Genomic DNA, 16074 nt, shown 5'->3' with positions numbered 1-16074 from the left:
TTCAGTCCAGCGCGGCCACCGGCGCGTGCGCGAGGCCGAGTGCCTCGAGTTCGGCGGCGACACGCAGCGCATGGTCCTCGCGCCAGGGCGCGGCGATGACCTGCACGCCGATCGGCAGGTGCGGCAGCTGCGGGTTCATGCCCCACAGCGGCACCGTCACCACCGGCAACCCGATGCAGGAGATCGGTTGCGCCAGCAGGCCCAGGCTCGGGCGCGCCGGCAGTCGCTGGCCGTTCAGTTCGATCCACTCGGTGCCGATGACGGGCGCGACGCAGGGCGTGGCCGGCGCGAGCAGCACGTCGACCGTCTCGAACACCCGCGCGAGCTGGCGCGCGAAGGCCTGGCGCACGCGCTGCGCCTGCACGACCCAGCCCGCCGGCAGCAGCGCGCCGGCGAGGAAACGGTCGCGCGAGAGCGGCTCGAAGTCCTGCGGCCGCTTGCGCAGGTCCGCCAGGTGCAGGTTCGCGCCTTCGGCGTTGGTGATCAGGAAGGCGGCGGCGCGCGCGCGGTCCACGTCCTTCAGTTCGACGAGGCGGGTGGTGCCGAGCGCCTGCGCGACCGCGTCGACCGCGCCGGTCGCCTCGGGCAGCGCCATCTCGCGGAACCAGCCGCCGAGCACCGCGATGCGCAGGCCTTCGGCACGCGCGTCGAGCTGCGTGCGGGTGGGCTCGGGGGGGCGGCGTGCGCAGTGCGGGTCGTCGGGCGCCGGGCCCTGCATCGCGTCGTAGGCGACGGCGAGGTCGGCGACGCTGCGCGCGAACGGGCCGAGGTGGTCGAGGCTGGCAACGAACGGGTAGCTGCCCAGGCGCGGCAGGCGGCCGTAGGTTGGCTTCAGGCCGAAGGTGCCGCACAGCGACGAGGGCACGCGGATCGAGCCGTTGGTGTCCGAGCCCAGGCTCAGCGGCACCTCGCCGGCGGCCACCGCGGCGGCCGATCCGCCCGAGGAGCCGCCCGAGATGCGCGCCGGGTCGTGCGGGTTGCGCGTCGGACCGTAGTGGCTGTTCTCGGTGCTGAAGCCGTAGGCGTACTCGTCCATGTTGAGCGCGCCGACGCAGATCGCGCCGGCCGCCTCGAGCCGGCGCACCAGCAGCGCGTCGCGCGCGGCGGGCGGTGCCTCGCGCTCGATCTTCGAGCCGGCCAGCGTGGGCAGGCCCGCGAGGTCGAACAGGTTCTTCACCGCGAAGGGCACGCCGGCCAGCGACAGCTCGGCGCGCCGGGTGTGCTTGTCGATCTGCGCGGCGCGCTTGAGCGCGCGCTCGGCCAGCACCGCGGTGAAGGCGTTGACGCGCGGCTCGGCGGCCTGGATCAGGCCCAGGCTCGCGCTCACCGCGCTGGTGGCCGAGAGCGCGCCGCTGCGCACCTGCGCCGCGATCTCGACCGCCTTCATGCCGCCGGCCCCCGCGGCGCGACCGGCTCGAAGACCGCGCCGGATTCGTCCTCGATGCCGAGTGCCTGGCCCATCACCAGGTCGGCCATGCCCGAGGCCAGCACCAGGTAGTGCACGACACCCGGCTTGTGCTCGGCGAAGAGATGCAGATCGAGCGCCGCGGCGCTCGCGGTCATCAGGGCCTCGGCCTGCTGCGACGTCAACACGGCTCAGGCCTTGAACAGCTGCCGGTAGTCCGGCTGCAGGTGGAACCAGTACATGTAGCCCTGCACGTCCTTCTGCATGGCCACGTCCATGGTCGGCTGGAAGAGGGGCACGCGCGGCACCTCGTCGTAGGCGATCTGGATCATCTCCTTGACGAAGGAGTCGTACAGCGTCTTGCTCTCGGCGAAGCGCGCGTTGGTGATGACCTTGTCGAGCTTCGCGTTCTGGTAGCTCATCGTGTTGAACACGGCGTTCTGGCCGTGGTAGCACCAGAAGAAGAAGTACTCCGGGAAGTCGAGCCAGCCGCCGAAGCGGTTGATGACCATCGGCAGGTCCTTCTTCAGCAGCGCGGCGCGCCAGGTGGCACCGGGGATCTTGTTGATCTGCGCCTTGATGCCGATCTGCGCCAGCGACTCCTGGATCAGCACCGCCATCGGCTCGCTGACGGTGCCGCTGCCGAGGTCGAAGCTCAGCGTGGTCTCGAAGCCCGCGCCGGCGCCCGCCTCGGCCATCAGCGCGCGGGCCTTGGCGAGGTCGGTCGCGTAGCCGGTGGGCTGCGGCCAGGCGGTGCTCTTCACCTCGCGCCCGGGGGCGCCGTAGAGCTTGATGGCGCGGCCGTAGAGCGCGTGGTCGTACAGCTTGTCGTAGGGCAGCACGAGCGCCACGGCCTGGCGCACCTTGACGTTGTCGAACGGCGGCTTCGTCACGTTCATGCCGAGGTAGAACATCGCGTTCTCGATCGGCGTGCTGGTCACCTTGACGTTGCCGCCCTCCTTCGAGAGCTCGGAGAAATCCTTCGGCGGCAGGTCGTAGGTGATGTCGATGTCGCCCTTGAGCAGCAGCGCGCGCCGGTTGCCCGCGTTGGGCACTTCGCGCTGCACGATGCGGCGCAGTTTCGGGGCCGGGCCGCTCTTCCAGCCGTCGAAGCGGACGTAGACGATCTCCTGCCCCGGCCGGAAGGCCTCGACCTTGAAGGCGCCGCCGCCGGCGGTGTTGTTGCGCGTCCAGGCCAGGCCCCAGGGGTCGGCCGCGGTGGCGTTCTTCTTCACCAGTTCGCTGTTGAAGATGCACGGCACCGGCACCGCCAGGTCGTTCATCGTCAGCTTGTCGCGGCGCAGGAACCTGACGCGGAAGCTGTGCTCGTCGACCACCTCGAACTGCTCGGGCTTCTCGAGCGAGCCGGCGGCCATCTGGAAGGTCGGGAAGCCGCCCACGGTGACCGCGCGGTCGAAGCTCCACTTGACGTCCTTCGCGGTGACCGGCGTGCCGTCGTGGAAGGTTGCGTTCTTGCGCAGCTTGAACAGCACCGAGTTGCCGTCCGGCGCCAGCTGCCAGCTCTCGGCCAGCTCGGGCTCGAGCTTGTTGCGGTCGTAGACGACGCGGCCGTCGGGCAGGGTCTTCTTCCCGTAGGTCATCAGCCGGTCGTAACAAAGCCAGCTCACGCCGTAGCTCGGGCGGTTGGCGCCCACGGTGTGGATGTCCAGCGAATTCGGACCGAACTCGTTGGCCACCAGCAGCACGTCCTTCGGGCGCGCCTGCGCATGGCCCGCATGCGGCAGGCCCGCGAGGGCCGCCGCGGCGCTGCCGGTCTGGAGGAATCGACGACGGTCCATGCGTTCGCGCTCCGTGATCAGTGCCGGGATTCGAGGTAGGCGCGCCAGCCGCCGAACGCGCTGACATCGGGGGCCTCGGCGACGGCATGTGCCTCGCAGAGGAAGCCGTGCACACGGCGCCCGTCGGCCAGTTCGATCGAGCCCAGGCCGAGCGGCGCGGGGATCAATGCAAGAAAGCTGCCGACCGCACGCTCGGGCATCGCCCAGACTTCGAGCGCGATGGCACGGCCGCGCGCCTCGTCGCGCACCAGTCCGGGCTTGGGCGGCACCGTGCCGGGCAGCGCATGCAACCGGTAGCGCGGCGCGGTGGTGGTGGCCTCGAGCAGCGTCGCGCCGCGTTCGAGCAGCTGGCCGTTCAGCGGCAGCCCGGACAGGTGCGCACCGACCACCGCGATCGGCAGGCTCGGTTCGCTGCGCGGCCAGGCCAGCGGCAGCGGCGCTGCGAGGCCCTGCCAGCGGCGTGCGAAGCGCGCCAGCGCCGCGTCGTGGTGCGTGCGCGCCACGAAGGTGACGCCGAACGGCAGGCCCGCCGGCGTGTGCCCGGCCGGCACGGCCAGCGCGCACCAGTCGAGCAGGTTGACGAAGTTGGTGTAGCGCCCGAGCGAGCTGTTGACGCCCACCGGGTCGGCATCGACCTCGGCGAAGCGCGGGTGGCCGGTGGTGGTGGGCACCATCAGCACGTCGACCTGCTGCCACAGGGCTGCGGCGCGCACGGCCAGATCGCGCAGGCGGTACTGCGCTTCGAACGTGGCGGTGGCGTCGAAGTCGCGCGCACGCTCGATCACGCGCCGCACCGTCGCATCCAGCGCCTCCGGCTGGCGCGCCAGCAGTGCCTTGACGACCGCATGCCGCTCGGCCACCCAGGGGCCCTCGTAGAGCAGCGCGGCCACCTCGTGCAGCACGGTGAAGTCCAGCGGCACCACGCGGTGGCCGAGTGCCTCGAGCCGGGCGGTCGCGGCAGGCCAGGCGGCCTCGTAGCCGGCGTCGCCGAAGAAGAACGGATGCGCCGGCACGCCCACGCGCAGCGCCTCGGGCCAGGCCGCCGGGCCGGTGGCGAAGCGGCTGTACGGGTCGGCCCCGTCCGGCCCTTCGACCAGCGCCAGCAGCGCGGCGGCGGCGTCGACGTCGTGGGCGAACAGCGAGACGCAGTCCAGGCTGCGGCAGGCCGGCAGCACGCCGGCGGTGCTGACGCGCCCGGGCGTGGGCTTGAACCCGACCAGACCGTTGAAGCCGGCGGGCACGCGCCCGGAGCCGGCGGTGTCGGTGCCGAGCGCGAACGGCACGTCGCCGCGCGCCACCAGCACCGCCGAGCCGGAGCTCGAGCCGCCGCTGATGCGGTCGGCCGCCGCGACACTGGCCGGCCGGCCATAGGGCGAGCGCGTGCCCACCAGCCCGGTGGCGAACTGGTCGAGGTTGGTCTTGGCGATCCACACGGCGCCGGCCGCCTCGAGCCGGCGCACCACCTCGGCGCTGCGCTCGGCGGTGTGCACGAAGGCCGGGCAGGCAGCGCTGGTGGGGGCGCCGGCGACGTCGATGTTGTCCTTCACCGCAAAGGGCACGCCCCACAGCGGATGGGCGCGCAGCAGCGCGGCGCGGTCGGGGCAGGCGGCTTCCAGGGCCCGCAGCGCCTCGAGCCGCGCCTGCATCGGCGCGCCACCGAGCAGGTGGATCACCGCCGGGTCGTCGCCGCGCGCCGCCAGGCGTTCGCGCAGCGCCGGCAGCAGCGCCGCGGGCGACGCGCCGTCGCGGTAGGCCTGCTGCCAGTCGGCCAGGGTGGTGAGCGGGGACGCCACTTTTGGTGCACCTGTTGGTATACAAGCAGGTGTCCAGCATCAAGCGTGCCAGCGCCTCGTTCACCGGGCGATGCGAGGAGAACGCCGGCCGGTGCGCCCGGCCCGGCGCACCAGCAGCGCGCGACGGCGCGCCGAACGGGGGCGCCGCGCGGGGCGGCCTAGGTCAGCGCGAGGTCGGCCACCAGGCCGGCGAACACCACGAAGCCGACCCAGTGGTTGAGCCGGAAGGCGCGGAAGCAGCCTTCGCGCGTGCGCGTGCGGATCAGCGTGAAGTGCCAGGCCGCGATGCCGCCGGCCAGCGCGATGCCGGCGAGGTAGGCCGGCCCGCGCCCGGCCTGCAGGCCCAGCAGCGCCCAGGAGCCGAGGTAGATGGCGTAGAAGGCCATCACGCCGGCCACGTCGAAGCGGCCGAGCGTGATCGCCGAGGTGCGGATGCCGATCTTCACGTCGTCGTCGCGGTCGACCATCGCGTACTCGGTGTCGTAGGCCAGCACCCAGAACAGGTTGCCCAGCAGCAGCCACCAGGCGAAGGCGGGCACCTGCCCCTGCACCGCGGCGAACGCCATCGGGATGCCGAAGCTGAAGGCCACGCCCAGCACGGCCTGCGGCATCGAGAAGAAGCGCTTGGTGAACGGGTAGAAGATCGACACCGCCAGTGCCACCACGCTCCAGGCGACGGTCGCCAGGTTGGTGCTGAGCACCAGCAGGAAGGCGGCGAAGGCCAGCACGGCGCCGACGCCGAGCGCCTCGCGGCCGCGGATCAGGCCGCTGGTCACCGGGCGCTGCGCGGTGCGCTTGACGTGGCGGTCGAAGTCGCGGTCGGCCACGTCGTTGACGGCGCAGCCGGCGCTGCGCATCAGGAAGGTGCCGAGCACGAACACCACGAGCAGGTGCCAGCCCGGGGAACCCCCGGCGGCGAACCACAGTGCCGACAGCGTGGGCCACAGCAGCAGGTAGCTGCCGGCGGGGCGGTTCCAGCGGATCAGGTCGAGGTAGATCGACAGGCGGTGCGGCAGGGTGTGGCTGGCCATGGGCGGATTGTCGCGCCGGCGGGGCATGGTTGCGGTAGAACGATATGTCTGCTAGTCTTTCAGCAGAAAGAACGTTGCGATGCTCGCCCAACGCCCCTCCGCCCACCCGCCGGCCGCACTGTCGGCGCGTGGGGCGCCCGACCCGTCCGCCGTGCTGGCCAAGGCGACGGCACGTGCCGCCGAGCTGCTGGGGCTCAACGGCAGCGCGCTGGCAGCGGTGATTGGCGCCAGCGAGGCCACGGTGTCGCGCATCCTGCGCGGCGAGCGCGGGCTGGCGCCGGAATCCAAGGCCGGCGAGCTGGCGGCCCTGCTGGTGCGGCTGTTCCGTTCGCTCGACGCGCTGGTCGGCCACGACGCGCAGCGCCGGCTCGACTGGATGCGCAGTTCCAACCGTGCCCTGCACGGCGTGCCGGCCGAGCTGATCCGCTCGGCGCAGGGGCTGGTGGCGGTGGTGGCCTACCTCGACGCGATGCGCGCGCCGCTGTGACGGCTGCGCAGCCGCTGGCTGCCGGCGTGCGCACGCTGGCGCGGCGCCTGTGGCGCGCCGTCGAGGCGCAGCACCTGGTGGCGACCATGAAACTGGCCGACAGCCTGGCCGAGCAGGACGTGCTGGAGCAGATCCTCGAGCGCAGCAAGCCGCCGCTGCCGCCCGCGGCGGCAACGCTGCCCTACCTGATCGCCACGCCGTTTCGCTACCGCTCGCCGCAGGCCTCGCGCTTTCGCCGCGCGGAAGACCCGGGCCTGTGGTACGGCGCCGAGGAGAAGCTGACCGCCTGCGCCGAGGTGGCGCACTGGCGTTGGCGCTTCCTGATGGACAGCGACGGGCTGCGCACGCAGGAGCTGGTCACCGAGCACAGCCTGTTCCCGGCCGAGGTGCGCGGCCGCTGCATCGACCTGACCCGCGTGCCCTGGTCGGCGCGTGCCGCCGAGTGGACGCACCCGAGCGACTACAGCGCCTGCCAGGCGCTGGCAGCGCAGGCGCACGAGGCGGGCGTGCAGTGGATCCGCTACGCCTCGGCGCGCGTGCGCGGCGGCCGCAACGGCGCGGTGCTGGACCCGCTGGCCCTGCGCCTGGCCGAGCCGGTGCCGCTGGAGACCTGGGTCTGCAAGGTAGGCCCGACGCGCGCGCTGATGCGCCACGGCGACGAGCGGCTCGAACTGGCCTTCGAGCCCGAGCCCGAGCCCGCTACGCCTCCAGCTGCTTCTGGAACACCAGCCCCGCGTGCTCGCGCAGGGCGTGGAAGCTGATCTTCGGCCAGTTCTCCTGCATCGCGCGCAGCTCGCCGGCGTATTCGAGCAGCACGCAGGGCGCGTCGACCGCGTCGTGGGCCACGCGGTGCGCGTTGCCGTCGATGAAGCGCTTGAGCTCGCGTTCGTCCGCGGCAGCGCCCTCGCCGGTGTCGCAGGTGACCCAGCGCGCCACGTTGTAGCGCGCCGGGGTGATGCGCGCCTTGCAGCCGTACTCGTGCTCGAGCCGGTGCGCCACCACCTCGAACTGCAGCTGGCCGACGGCGCCGAGCAGCAGCATCGAGCCGCCGACCGGGCGGAACACCTGGATGGCGCCCTCCTCGCCGAGCTGCGTCAGCCCGGCGCGCAGCTGCTTGGTCTTCAGCGGGTCGGCCACCTCGACGGTGCGGAACATCTCCGGCGCGAAGAACGGCAGCCCGGTGAACTGCAGCGCCTCGCCCTCGGTGAGCGTGTCGCCGAGCTGCAGCACGCCGTGGTTCGGGATGCCGATGATGTCGCCGGCAAAGGCCTCGTCGAGCAGCTCACGCTTCTGGCTCATGAAGGTCACCACGGTGTTGGGCCGCAGCGTCTTGCCCGAGCGCACCACCTTCAGGTTCATGCCGCGCTCGAAGCGGCCCGAGGCCACGCGCACGAAGGCGATGCGGTCGCGGTGCGCCGGGTCCATGTTGGCCTGGATCTTGAAGACCACGCCGCTGAACTTCGGCTCGTCGGGCTTCACCTCGCGCTGGATGGCATGGCGCGCGCCGGGCGGCGGCGCCAGCTCGACCAGCGCGTCCAGCACCTCCTGCACGCCGAAGTTGTTGATCGCCGAGCCGAAGAACATCGGCGTCTGGTGGCCGTCGAGGAACTGCCGCTCGTCGAAGGCCGGCGCGGCCTCGCGCACCAGCTCCACCTCGCCGGCCGCCTGGGTGTAGGCGCTGCCGAAGCGCTCGGCCAGCGCCAGGTTGGCGAGGCCGTCGATGATCTCGTCGCCGCCTTCCTTCACCCGGTCCTCGCCGGGCGAGAACACGCGCATCTGGTCGCGGCGCAGGTCGAGCACGCCGCCGAACACCTTGCCCATGCCGACGGGCCAGGTGAAGGGCACGACCGACATGCCCAGCTCGCGCTCGATCTCGTCCAGCAGCGCGAGCGGCTCCTGCACCTCGCGGTCCATCTTGTTGACGAAGGTGAGGATGGGCGTGTTGCGCGCGCGGCAGACCTGCAGCAGCCGGCGCGTCTGCGGCTCCACGCCGTTGGCCGCGTCGATCACCATCAGCGCCGCGTCCACCGCGGTCAGCACGCGGTAGGTGTCCTCGGAGAAGTCCTGGTGGCCCGGCGTGTCGAGCAGGTTGATGACGCAGTCGCGGTACTCCATCTGCATCACCGAGCTGGCCACCGAGATGCCGCGCTGCTTCTCGATCTCCATCCAGTCCGAGGTGGCGTGGCGCGAGGCCTTGCGCGCCTTCACGCTGCCGGCGATCTGGATCGCGCCGGAGAACAGCAGCAGCTTCTCGGTCAGCGTGGTCTTGCCCGCATCGGGGTGCGAGATGATGGCGAAGGTGCGGCGCCGGCGCACCTGCGGGGTCAGTTCGGACATCGCAGGATTATCCGCGCCGCTGGCACACTGGCCGGATGCCGGAGCTGCCGGACATCACCGTCTACGTCGAGAACCTGGCCACCAGGCTGCGCGGCGCCACGCTGCAGCGCTTGCGGCTGCTCAACCCCTTCCTGCTGCGTACCGCCGTGCCGCCGATCGCCACGGTGGAGGGGCGGCGCGTGCTCGGTGTCGAGCGGCTCGGCAAGCGCGTGGTGCTCGCGCTCGAGGGCGAGCTGTTCCTCGTCGTCCACCTGATGATCGCCGGCCGGTTGCACTGGCGCCCGGCCGGCGCCAAGCCGGGCGGCAAGGGCACACTCGCGGTGTTCGAGTTCGATGCCGGCAGCCTGGTGCTCACCGAGGCCGGCACCCAGCGCCGCGCGGCGCTGCATCTCCTGGCCGGCCGCAGCGCACTGGCCGCGGCCGACCCGGGCGGCATCGACGTGTTCGCAGCGCAAGCGCAGGCCTTCGCCGAGCGCCTGCGCAGCGCGAACCACACCCTCAAGCGTGCGCTGACGAACCCGGCGCTGTTCTCCGGCATCGGCAATGCCTACTCGGACGAGATCCTGCACCGCGCCCGGCTCTCGCCGCTGGCGCTGACCCGCACCCTGGACGATGCGGCAGTCGCCCGCCTGCACGAGGCCGTGCGTGCGGTGCTGGCCGAATGGACCGACCGGCTGCGCGCCGAGGCCGCCGCACGGGGTGGCTGGCCCGACAAGGTGACCGCGTTTCGCCCGGAGATGGCGGTGCATGGCCGCTTCGGCCAGCCCTGCCCGGTGTGCGGCAGCCCGGTGCAGCGCATCGTGCATGCGGACAACGAGACCAACTACTGCGCCCGCTGCCAGACCGACGGGCGGCTGCTCGCGGACCGGGTGCTGTCGCGGCTGCTGAAGGACAGCTGGCCGCGGCGCGTCGACGATCTGGACTAGCCGCGCCGGAACAGCAGCACCGAGTTGGTCCCGCCGAAGGCGAAGGAATTGCTGATCGCCGCCTCCAGGCGCGGCGCATCGGCATCGCCCTGCGTCACCAGGTTGAGCCGGCAGGCCGGGTCGACCTCGCGGCAGAACGCGTTGGGCGGCAGCTCGCGCCGGCGCAGCGCCAGCACCGTGATCACCGCCTCGAGCGCGCCGGCGCCGCCCAGCAGGTGGCCATGCATCGACTTGGTCGAACTCACGCGCAGACCGTCGAGGTGTTCGCCCCAGACGGCGGCCAGGGCCTCGCGCTCGATCGGGTCGCCCACGCGCGTGGCCGTGCCGTGCGCGTTGCAGTAGCCCACGTCGCCCGGCGCCAGGCCGGCCAGCGCGAGGGCCGCGGCGATCGCGCGGCGCTGGCCCTCGGCATCGGGCTTGGTGAGGTGGCTGGCGTCGCAGCTCAGGCCCCAGCCGGCCAGCTCGGCATGGATGGTGGCGCCGCGCGCGCGTGCCTTGTCCATCGGCTCGAGCACCAGGCAGGCCGCACCCTCGCCGAGGGCGAAGCCGCTGCGGTCGGCCGCGAACGGCCGGCAGCACGAGGCGGCCTCGCCGGGCGCGAAGCCCGCCAGCGTCTGCATCGCCTGCCAGGCGAGCACCACGCCGGGCACGATCAGCGACTCCGCGCCGCCCGCGATGGCCAGGTCGACCTCGCCGCTGCGCAGCGCCTTGGCCGCCTCGGCGATCGCTACCGACGACGATGCACAGGCCACCGAATAGGTCAGCACCGGGCCGCGGGCCTGGTGGCGCATCGCGATGTGTGCGGCCGGCGCGTTGGGCATGAAGGCGGGGATGGTCAGCGGCGGCACGCGGCTGCCGCCGCGGTAGGCCGCCTCCAGGGCCGCCGCGCCGCCCATGCCGCAGCCCATGTAGACGCCACGCCGCTCGGGCGCGGCGGCCTCGGCCGCGCCGGCCGCCTGCATCGCCAGCCCGGCGGCGGCCACGGCCAGCTGGCTGACCCGGTCCACGCCGGCCAGCTGCAGCTTGGTGAACCAGCGGCTGGCATCGAAGTCCACGCTGGCCGCGGCGGCGGGCCGGGCCAGCTCCGGGAACACCGGCGCGATGGCCGAGCGGCCCTGCAGCAGCGCGTCGAACAGGCCGTCGGGGCAATCGCCGTGGGGCGAGACCACGCCCAGGCCGGTGACGGCAATGCGGTTCAACGGGTCCTTCTCGGGAGGTCGGCGGGCCTTCGCGGCGGCGGCCGGGGGCGGCGTCAGGCGGCCTGGGCCGTGCGCGCGGCGCGCAGCCTGTCGATCACCGCCGCCAGGTCGGCCAGCGTGTCGATGTGCGCATGTTCGTCGGGCACGGCGAAGCCGAAATGGTCTTCCACCGCGAACAGGAACTCGACCAGGGCCAGCGAATCGATGCCGTGTTCGCGCATCGACGCCTTCGGATCCAGCGTGGACGGGTCGATGCCGTACTTCGCCTGGATCAGCTGCTGCAGCTCCTCGATCGAACTCATCGCGTCTATCCGTCGTTCTCCCCGGACACCCTCCGCGGCGCCCGGCCTCCCGTCCGTCAGTGGCTAGCGGACGGGAATCATGATAGCCGCTTCGCGCGGCGCGCTGCGATAGGCGTCGCGATAGGGACGCCAGCGCAGCGAAGCGAGTGAAAAGATGCCGCCCAGAAGCGCGCCGGCCGCGGCATCGAGCACCACGTGCTGCCGGATCGCGACGGTCGACCAGGTGATCACGGCGAACCAGGCCGCGTTGCCGAGCCGCAGCGCCAGCGGCGCGCGGGCGTGGCGCAGCAGGTGGTCGATCCACACCGCGCTGAAGGTCGCGCCGGCCACGTGCAGCGACGGACAGGCATTGCCGGCCGCGTCCACGCCGCGCAGCAGGGCGAAGCCCGGGTACTGCAGCACTTCGATCGTCAGCGGCGGCACGCGCGTGGGCCAGAAGTAGAAGCAGGCCAGGCCGACCAGGCACATCGCCGCCGCCCACAGCCCGTAGACCACCAGCTCGCGCAGGCGCAGCAGCAGCCCCGGGGCGACGCCGACGTACAGCCACAGCGTCAGGTAGGCCGCCAGCGCCTCGGGCTGGAACGGGATCAGCCGGTCCAGCGCCGTCAGCGGCATCTCGGTCACCGGGTACGCCGGATGGCGCAGCAGGTGGAAGTAGCCGATGAAGAACAGCCACATGAAGGCGCTCACGCCGCTCACCTTGAGCCACAGCCAGCGCCGCAGCCGCCGCCCGATCTCGGCCGTCCACGGCTGCAGGCGTTCGAGCGAGTCGAGGGAGGGATTCATGAAAACGACTTTGCGATAATCGCACCAGCCCTGTGTGGTGCTCCGCGCGTCGCCGCGCGGACACCCGCCCCGCCCCCGGCGGCCGACTCCCGAACGCACCGAATCCCGCACCCATGAGCCCGGCGACTTCTTCGACCCCTGCGTGCGAGGCCTGCGACGTCGTGGTCATCGGCGGCGGCCCGGCCGGCGCGACGGTCGCCGCGTTGCTGGCGCGCCAGGGCCGCGACGTGCGCCTGCTCGAGAAGGACCACCACCCGCGCTTTCACATCGGCGAGTCGCTGCTGCCGGCCAACCTGCCGCTGTTCGAGCGGCTCGGCGTGCGCGCGCAGATCGAGAAGATCGGCATGCCGAAGTGGGGCGTCGAGTTCGCCTCGCCGCAGCACCGGCACCACAGCTTCGTCGAGTTCGCCGACGCCTGGGACAAGTCCATGCCGATGGCCTGGCAGGTGCGCCGCTCGGAGTTCGACGAGATCCTGTTCCGCCACGCCGGCGCCTGCGGCGCGAGGCTGCACGAAGGCTGCAAGGTGCGCCGCGTGGCCTTCGACGCCGACGGCGCGGACGTCGAGGCGCAGCTCGACGACGGCACGCCGCGGCGCTGGCGCGCCCGCTTCGTGATCGACGCCAGCGGTCGCGACACGCTGCTCGCGAATCAGTTCGACTGGAAGCGCCGCAACCCGAAGCACAACAGCGCCGCGCTGTTCGGCCACTTCACCGGCGCCCGCCGGCTCGAGGGCAAGCTGGAAGGCAACATCAGCATCTTCTGGTTCGAGCACGGCTGGTTCTGGTTCATTCCGCTGGCCGACGGCAGCACCAGTGTCGGTGCCGTGTGCTGGCCGCACTACCTGAAGTCGCGCGAGAAGCCGCTCGATGCCTTCTTCGCCGACACCATCGCGATGTGCCCGGCGCTGGCCGCGCGCCTGGAGGGCGCGACGCTGGTCGGCAACTCAGTGTACGCCACGGGCAACTACGCCTACAGCGCCAGCCGCTCGCACGGCGAGCGCTTCCTGCTGCTGGGCGACGCCTACGCCTTCGTCGACCCGGTGTTCTCCTCGGGCGTGTACCTGGCGATGGCCAGCGCCTTCGTCGGCGCCGAGGTGGTGGCCACCTGCCTCGACCGCCCGGCCGAGGCCGCGGCGGCGCGCCGGCGCTTCGACGCGCACATGCGGCGCGGGCCGCGCGAGTTCTCGTGGTTCATCTACCGCATGACCAACCCGGCGATGCGCGAGCTGTTCATGCACCCGCGCAACCCGCTGCGCACCAAGGAGGCCGTGCTGTCGCTGCTGGCCGGCGACATCTTCGGCCGCACGCCGATCTGGGCCTCGCTGGCGGTCTTCAAGGGCATCTACTACCTCGGCTCGCTGCTCGCGCTGCCGCGCACCTGGCTCGCCTGGCGGGCGCGCCGGCACAACATCCGCGACGTCGGCGCCGTCAAGGGCGAGAACGTCCTGGCGCAGAACCCATGACGGCGGCCCGGGTCGCCGCCGACGCCCCGCCGCTGGGCGCCCTGGGCTGGGGTGCGTCCGCGCCGGCCGAGATCGCGGTCGACCTGCCGCTGCTCGCACCGGCCGGCGGGCGCATCGACGCCTGGCCGGCCCGCGCTGCGCTGCGCCGCGGCCGGCTCGGCGACCTGCACTGGTGCGCGGACGGGCAGCGCCTGTTCGGCCGGCTCGACGTGGACGAGGCCGGGCTCGGCCTGGAGCAGGCGACCTGGCGCGCCTACCGCGCGCTGTTCGCCGCGCTGCAGGAGGCCGGCTACCCGGCGCTGCAGCGCGTCTGGAACTTCGTGCCGCGCATCAACGACGACGAGGCCGGGCTGGAGCGCTACCGCCAGTTCAACATCGGCCGGCAGCGCGCCTTCCTCGAGGCCGGCCATGCCGCGTTCGAGGGCGCGCCGGCGGCCTGCGCGCTCGGCGCGCGCGGCGGGCCGCTGTCGATCCGCTTCCTGGCCGGCCGGCAGCCGGCGCTGGCGCTCGAGAACCCGCGCCAGGTGCCGGCCTGGCGCTACTCGGAACGGTTCGGGCCGCGCAGCCCGACCTTCTCGCGTGCCGTGCTGGCGGCCGACGGCACCGGCCAGGTCGACCTGCTGGTCTCCGGCACCGCCAGCATCGTCGGCGAGGCCTCGTGCCACCCCGGCGACGTGAGCGCCCAGCTGGCCGAGACACTCGCCAACCTGCGCGCGGTGGTCGACGCGGCGCGAGCGCGCAGCACGGCGCGCTTCGCGCTCGAGCAGCTCGACTGCACCGTCTACCTGCGCGACCCGGCGGACCTCGAGCCGGTGCGCGCCGGGCTCGTTGCCGCGCTCGGTGCCTCCTCGCGGGCCGCAGCGAACGCGGTCTACGTGCAGGCCGACATCTGCCGCCGCGAGCTGCTGCTGGAGATCGAGGCGCATGCGCGGGCGGAGGGCGAGCTGTGCGGCTAGGCGCCGGCCTGCTGCTCGCGGCACTCGGCGCCGCCGCGGCCCCGGCGGCCGCCGAGACGCGCCCGTTGTGGGAGTTCGGCATGGGCGCGGCCGCGCTGCGCATGCCGCACTACCGCGGCTCGGACCAGGCCGACAACTGGCTGCTGCCGGTGCCCTACCTGGTCTACCGCGGCAACATCCTGCGCGCCGACCGCGACGGCGCACGCGCCGTGCTGCTCGACACCGAGCGCCTCGACTTCGACTTCAGCGTCGGCGCCAGCGCGCCGACCCGCAGCCGCGACAACACGGCGCGCCAGGGCATGCCCGACCTCGCGCCGACCGTCGAGTTCGGTCCCAAGCTGAACCTGAACCTGGCGCGCGGCGCCGACTGGAAGGTCGACCTGCGCGTGCCGGTGCGTGCGGTGATGACGCTCGAGTCGAAGCCGCGCCACATCGGCTGGTCGGCCACGCCGGTGCTCAACCTCGACCTCGCCACGCGGCTGGTCGACCTGGGCATGCAGGCCGGCCCGCTGTGGGGCGACCGGCGCCTGCATGCCTACTACTACGACGTGGCGCCGGCGTTCGCCACCACCGCGCGTCCGGCCTATCGCGCCGGCGCCGGGCGGGCCGGCTGGCAGCTGACCCTGGGCGCCTCGCGCCGCATCGGGCAGTTCTGGCTCGGCGCGTTCGTGCGCGCCGACAGCGTCGCCGGCGCGGCCTTCGAGCCGAGCCCGCTGGTGCGCAGCCGCCACCAGCTGGCCTTCGGCGCGGCCGTCTCGTGGATCTTCGCGGCCTCCGGCGACACGGTCGACGTGCCGCCGGAGCGCGGTCGGTGATCGGCGCGGTTCGCACCGCCTACCGCTGGATCGCGCTGCAGGCCATGCTGCTGCTGCTCGGGCTGGCCTCGCTGGGCTGGAACCTGGTGGCGCTGCTGCTGTACCCGCTGCTGTCGCGCGAGCGCGGGCGGCGCCTCGGGCGCGCGGCGATCGCGCGCGGCTACCAGTGGTTCTGGAACGTCGCCGAACGCGCCGGCATGATGCGGCTGCACTCGCAGGCGCTGGAGCCGCTGCGCGACGAGCCCGGCCTGATCGTGGTGGCCAACCACCCGAGCATGCTCGATGCGCTGATGCTGGTCGGCCGGCTGCCGCGCAGCGCCTGCGTGATGAAGGCCAGCCTGATGCGCAACCCGCTGCTCGGCCCGGGCGCGCGCCTGGCGCGCTACATCCGCAACGACACCGGCCACGCGATGGTGCGCGCCGCGGTGGAAGACCTGCGCGAGGGCGGCCAGCTGGTGATGTTCCCCGAGGGCACGCGTACCACGCGCGCGCCGATCAACCCGTTCCGCCCGGGCGTGACGCTGATCGCCAAGCTCGCCCGCGCGCCGATCCAGGCCGTGTTCATCGACACCGACTCGCCCTACCTCGGCAAGGGCTGGCCGCTGTGGCGGCTGCCGCCGCTGCCGATCGTGTTCTCGGTGCGGCTGGGCGAGCGCTTCGCGCCGCAGGACGACTACGCTGCGCTGCTGGCGCGACTCGAGGCCCACTTCGCTGCCGGCGTGCGCCCGCCGGCCGACCCGACGCCATGAGCGCGCCGGGCCGTTCCCAAGCGCGA

At 72.9% G+C, this 16074-nt stretch carries 16 protein-coding genes; 7 read left to right on the top strand and 9 right to left on the bottom strand.

Annotated elements, in window-relative coordinates; translation table 11 throughout:
• Position 1: 1 nt before the first annotated feature.
• From D9C15_RS15095 to ubiA, 5 genes are all read right to left on the bottom strand, one after another.
• Entirely contained in the window at positions 2 to 1387 is a 1386-nt protein-coding gene (locus tag D9C15_RS15095) for an AtzE family amidohydrolase (RefSeq protein WP_127998608.1), read from the bottom strand.
• Positions 1384 to 1593, bottom strand: a complete 210-nt coding sequence (locus D9C15_RS15090) for a DUF4089 domain-containing protein (RefSeq protein WP_127998606.1) — start codon at positions 1591 to 1593, stop codon at positions 1384 to 1386. Before D9C15_RS15090 ends, D9C15_RS15095 begins: the two co-directional genes overlap by 4 nt.
• Before the next feature lie 3 nt (positions 1594 to 1596).
• The gene (locus D9C15_RS15085) at positions 1597 to 3204 is read right to left on the bottom strand and encodes an ABC transporter substrate-binding protein (protein WP_127998604.1); all 1608 of its coding nucleotides are present in this window, start codon (positions 3202 to 3204) and stop codon (positions 1597 to 1599) included.
• Between the two features lie 17 nt (positions 3205 to 3221).
• On the bottom strand, positions 3222 to 4997 hold the full coding sequence (gene atzF, locus D9C15_RS15080) for an allophanate hydrolase (RefSeq protein WP_127998602.1): 1776 nt from the start codon (positions 4995 to 4997) through the stop codon (positions 3222 to 3224).
• Between the two features lie 158 nt (positions 4998 to 5155).
• A complete protein-coding gene (ubiA, locus tag D9C15_RS15075; protein WP_127998600.1) occupies positions 5156 to 6028 on the bottom strand; it encodes a 4-hydroxybenzoate octaprenyltransferase in 873 nt (290 codons plus the stop codon).
• 79 nt (positions 6029 to 6107) lie between these two features.
• Between ubiA and D9C15_RS15070 the strand changes: the two genes are divergently transcribed.
• Positions 6108 to 6515: an antitoxin Xre/MbcA/ParS toxin-binding domain-containing protein gene (locus tag D9C15_RS15070; RefSeq protein WP_127998598.1), complete on the top strand. Its 408-nt coding sequence runs from the start codon at positions 6108 to 6110 to the stop codon at positions 6513 to 6515.
• Complete coding sequence (locus D9C15_RS15065; protein WP_127998596.1) at positions 6512 to 7276, top strand: RES family NAD+ phosphorylase; 765 nt, start codon at positions 6512 to 6514, stop codon at positions 7274 to 7276. The genes D9C15_RS15070 and D9C15_RS15065 overlap by 4 nt, the downstream gene beginning before the upstream one ends.
• Here the strand turns inward: D9C15_RS15065 and D9C15_RS15060 are convergent.
• On the bottom strand, positions 7215 to 8852 hold the full coding sequence (locus tag D9C15_RS15060) for a peptide chain release factor 3 (RefSeq protein WP_127998594.1): 1638 nt from the start codon (positions 8850 to 8852) through the stop codon (positions 7215 to 7217). The genes D9C15_RS15065 and D9C15_RS15060 overlap by 62 nt on opposite strands.
• 35 nt (positions 8853 to 8887) lie before the next feature.
• Between D9C15_RS15060 and D9C15_RS15055 the strand changes: the two genes are divergently transcribed.
• Positions 8888 to 9778, top strand: coding sequence for an Fpg/Nei family DNA glycosylase (locus D9C15_RS15055; RefSeq protein WP_127998592.1), 891 nt, complete (start codon positions 8888 to 8890; stop codon positions 9776 to 9778).
• Here D9C15_RS15055 and D9C15_RS15050 read toward each other — a convergent pair.
• The 3 genes from D9C15_RS15050 to D9C15_RS15040 form a co-directional block, all read right to left on the bottom strand.
• Entirely contained in the window at positions 9775 to 10977 is a 1203-nt protein-coding gene (locus D9C15_RS15050; protein WP_127998590.1) for a beta-ketoacyl-[acyl-carrier-protein] synthase family protein, read from the bottom strand. The genes D9C15_RS15055 and D9C15_RS15050 overlap by 4 nt on opposite strands.
• A gap of 53 nt (positions 10978 to 11030) precedes the next feature.
• Positions 11031 to 11279 carry an acyl carrier protein gene (locus tag D9C15_RS15045; protein ID WP_127998588.1) on the bottom strand — a complete coding sequence of 83 codons (249 nt, stop codon included), beginning with the start codon at positions 11277 to 11279 and terminating at the stop codon, positions 11031 to 11033.
• A gap of 63 nt (positions 11280 to 11342) precedes the next feature.
• Entirely contained in the window at positions 11343 to 12065 is a 723-nt protein-coding gene (locus D9C15_RS15040; RefSeq protein ID WP_127998586.1) for a phosphatase PAP2 family protein, read from the bottom strand.
• A 113-nt stretch (positions 12066 to 12178) separates the two neighbouring features.
• On the opposite strand from D9C15_RS15040, the gene D9C15_RS15035 reads away from it, so the two are divergent.
• The 4 genes from D9C15_RS15035 to D9C15_RS15020 are packed head-to-tail and all read left to right on the top strand — an operon-like array spanning position 12179 to position 16048.
• Complete coding sequence (locus D9C15_RS15035; RefSeq protein ID WP_127998584.1) at positions 12179 to 13528, top strand: NAD(P)/FAD-dependent oxidoreductase; 1350 nt, start codon at positions 12179 to 12181, stop codon at positions 13526 to 13528.
• Complete coding sequence (locus D9C15_RS15030) at positions 13525 to 14484, top strand: chorismate transformation FkbO/Hyg5 family protein (RefSeq protein WP_205854802.1); 960 nt, start codon at positions 13525 to 13527, stop codon at positions 14482 to 14484. Before D9C15_RS15035 ends, D9C15_RS15030 begins: the two co-directional genes overlap by 4 nt.
• Positions 14475 to 15299, top strand: a complete 825-nt coding sequence (locus D9C15_RS15025; RefSeq protein WP_240668416.1) for a MipA/OmpV family protein — start codon at positions 14475 to 14477, stop codon at positions 15297 to 15299. Before D9C15_RS15030 ends, D9C15_RS15025 begins: the two co-directional genes overlap by 10 nt.
• Complete coding sequence (locus tag D9C15_RS15020) at positions 15296 to 16048, top strand: lysophospholipid acyltransferase family protein (protein ID WP_240668415.1); 753 nt, start codon at positions 15296 to 15298, stop codon at positions 16046 to 16048. The genes D9C15_RS15025 and D9C15_RS15020 overlap by 4 nt, the downstream gene beginning before the upstream one ends.
• Positions 16049 to 16074 lie beyond the last annotated feature (26 nt).

Origin of the sequence: Piscinibacter defluvii (assembly GCF_004011805.1) — a bacterium.
Classification (GTDB): Bacteria; Pseudomonadota; Gammaproteobacteria; order Burkholderiales; family Burkholderiaceae_C; genus Piscinibacter; species Piscinibacter defluvii.
Note: the sequence above shows the minus strand (reverse complement) of the source record. Positions and strands in the feature narration are given on the sequence as shown.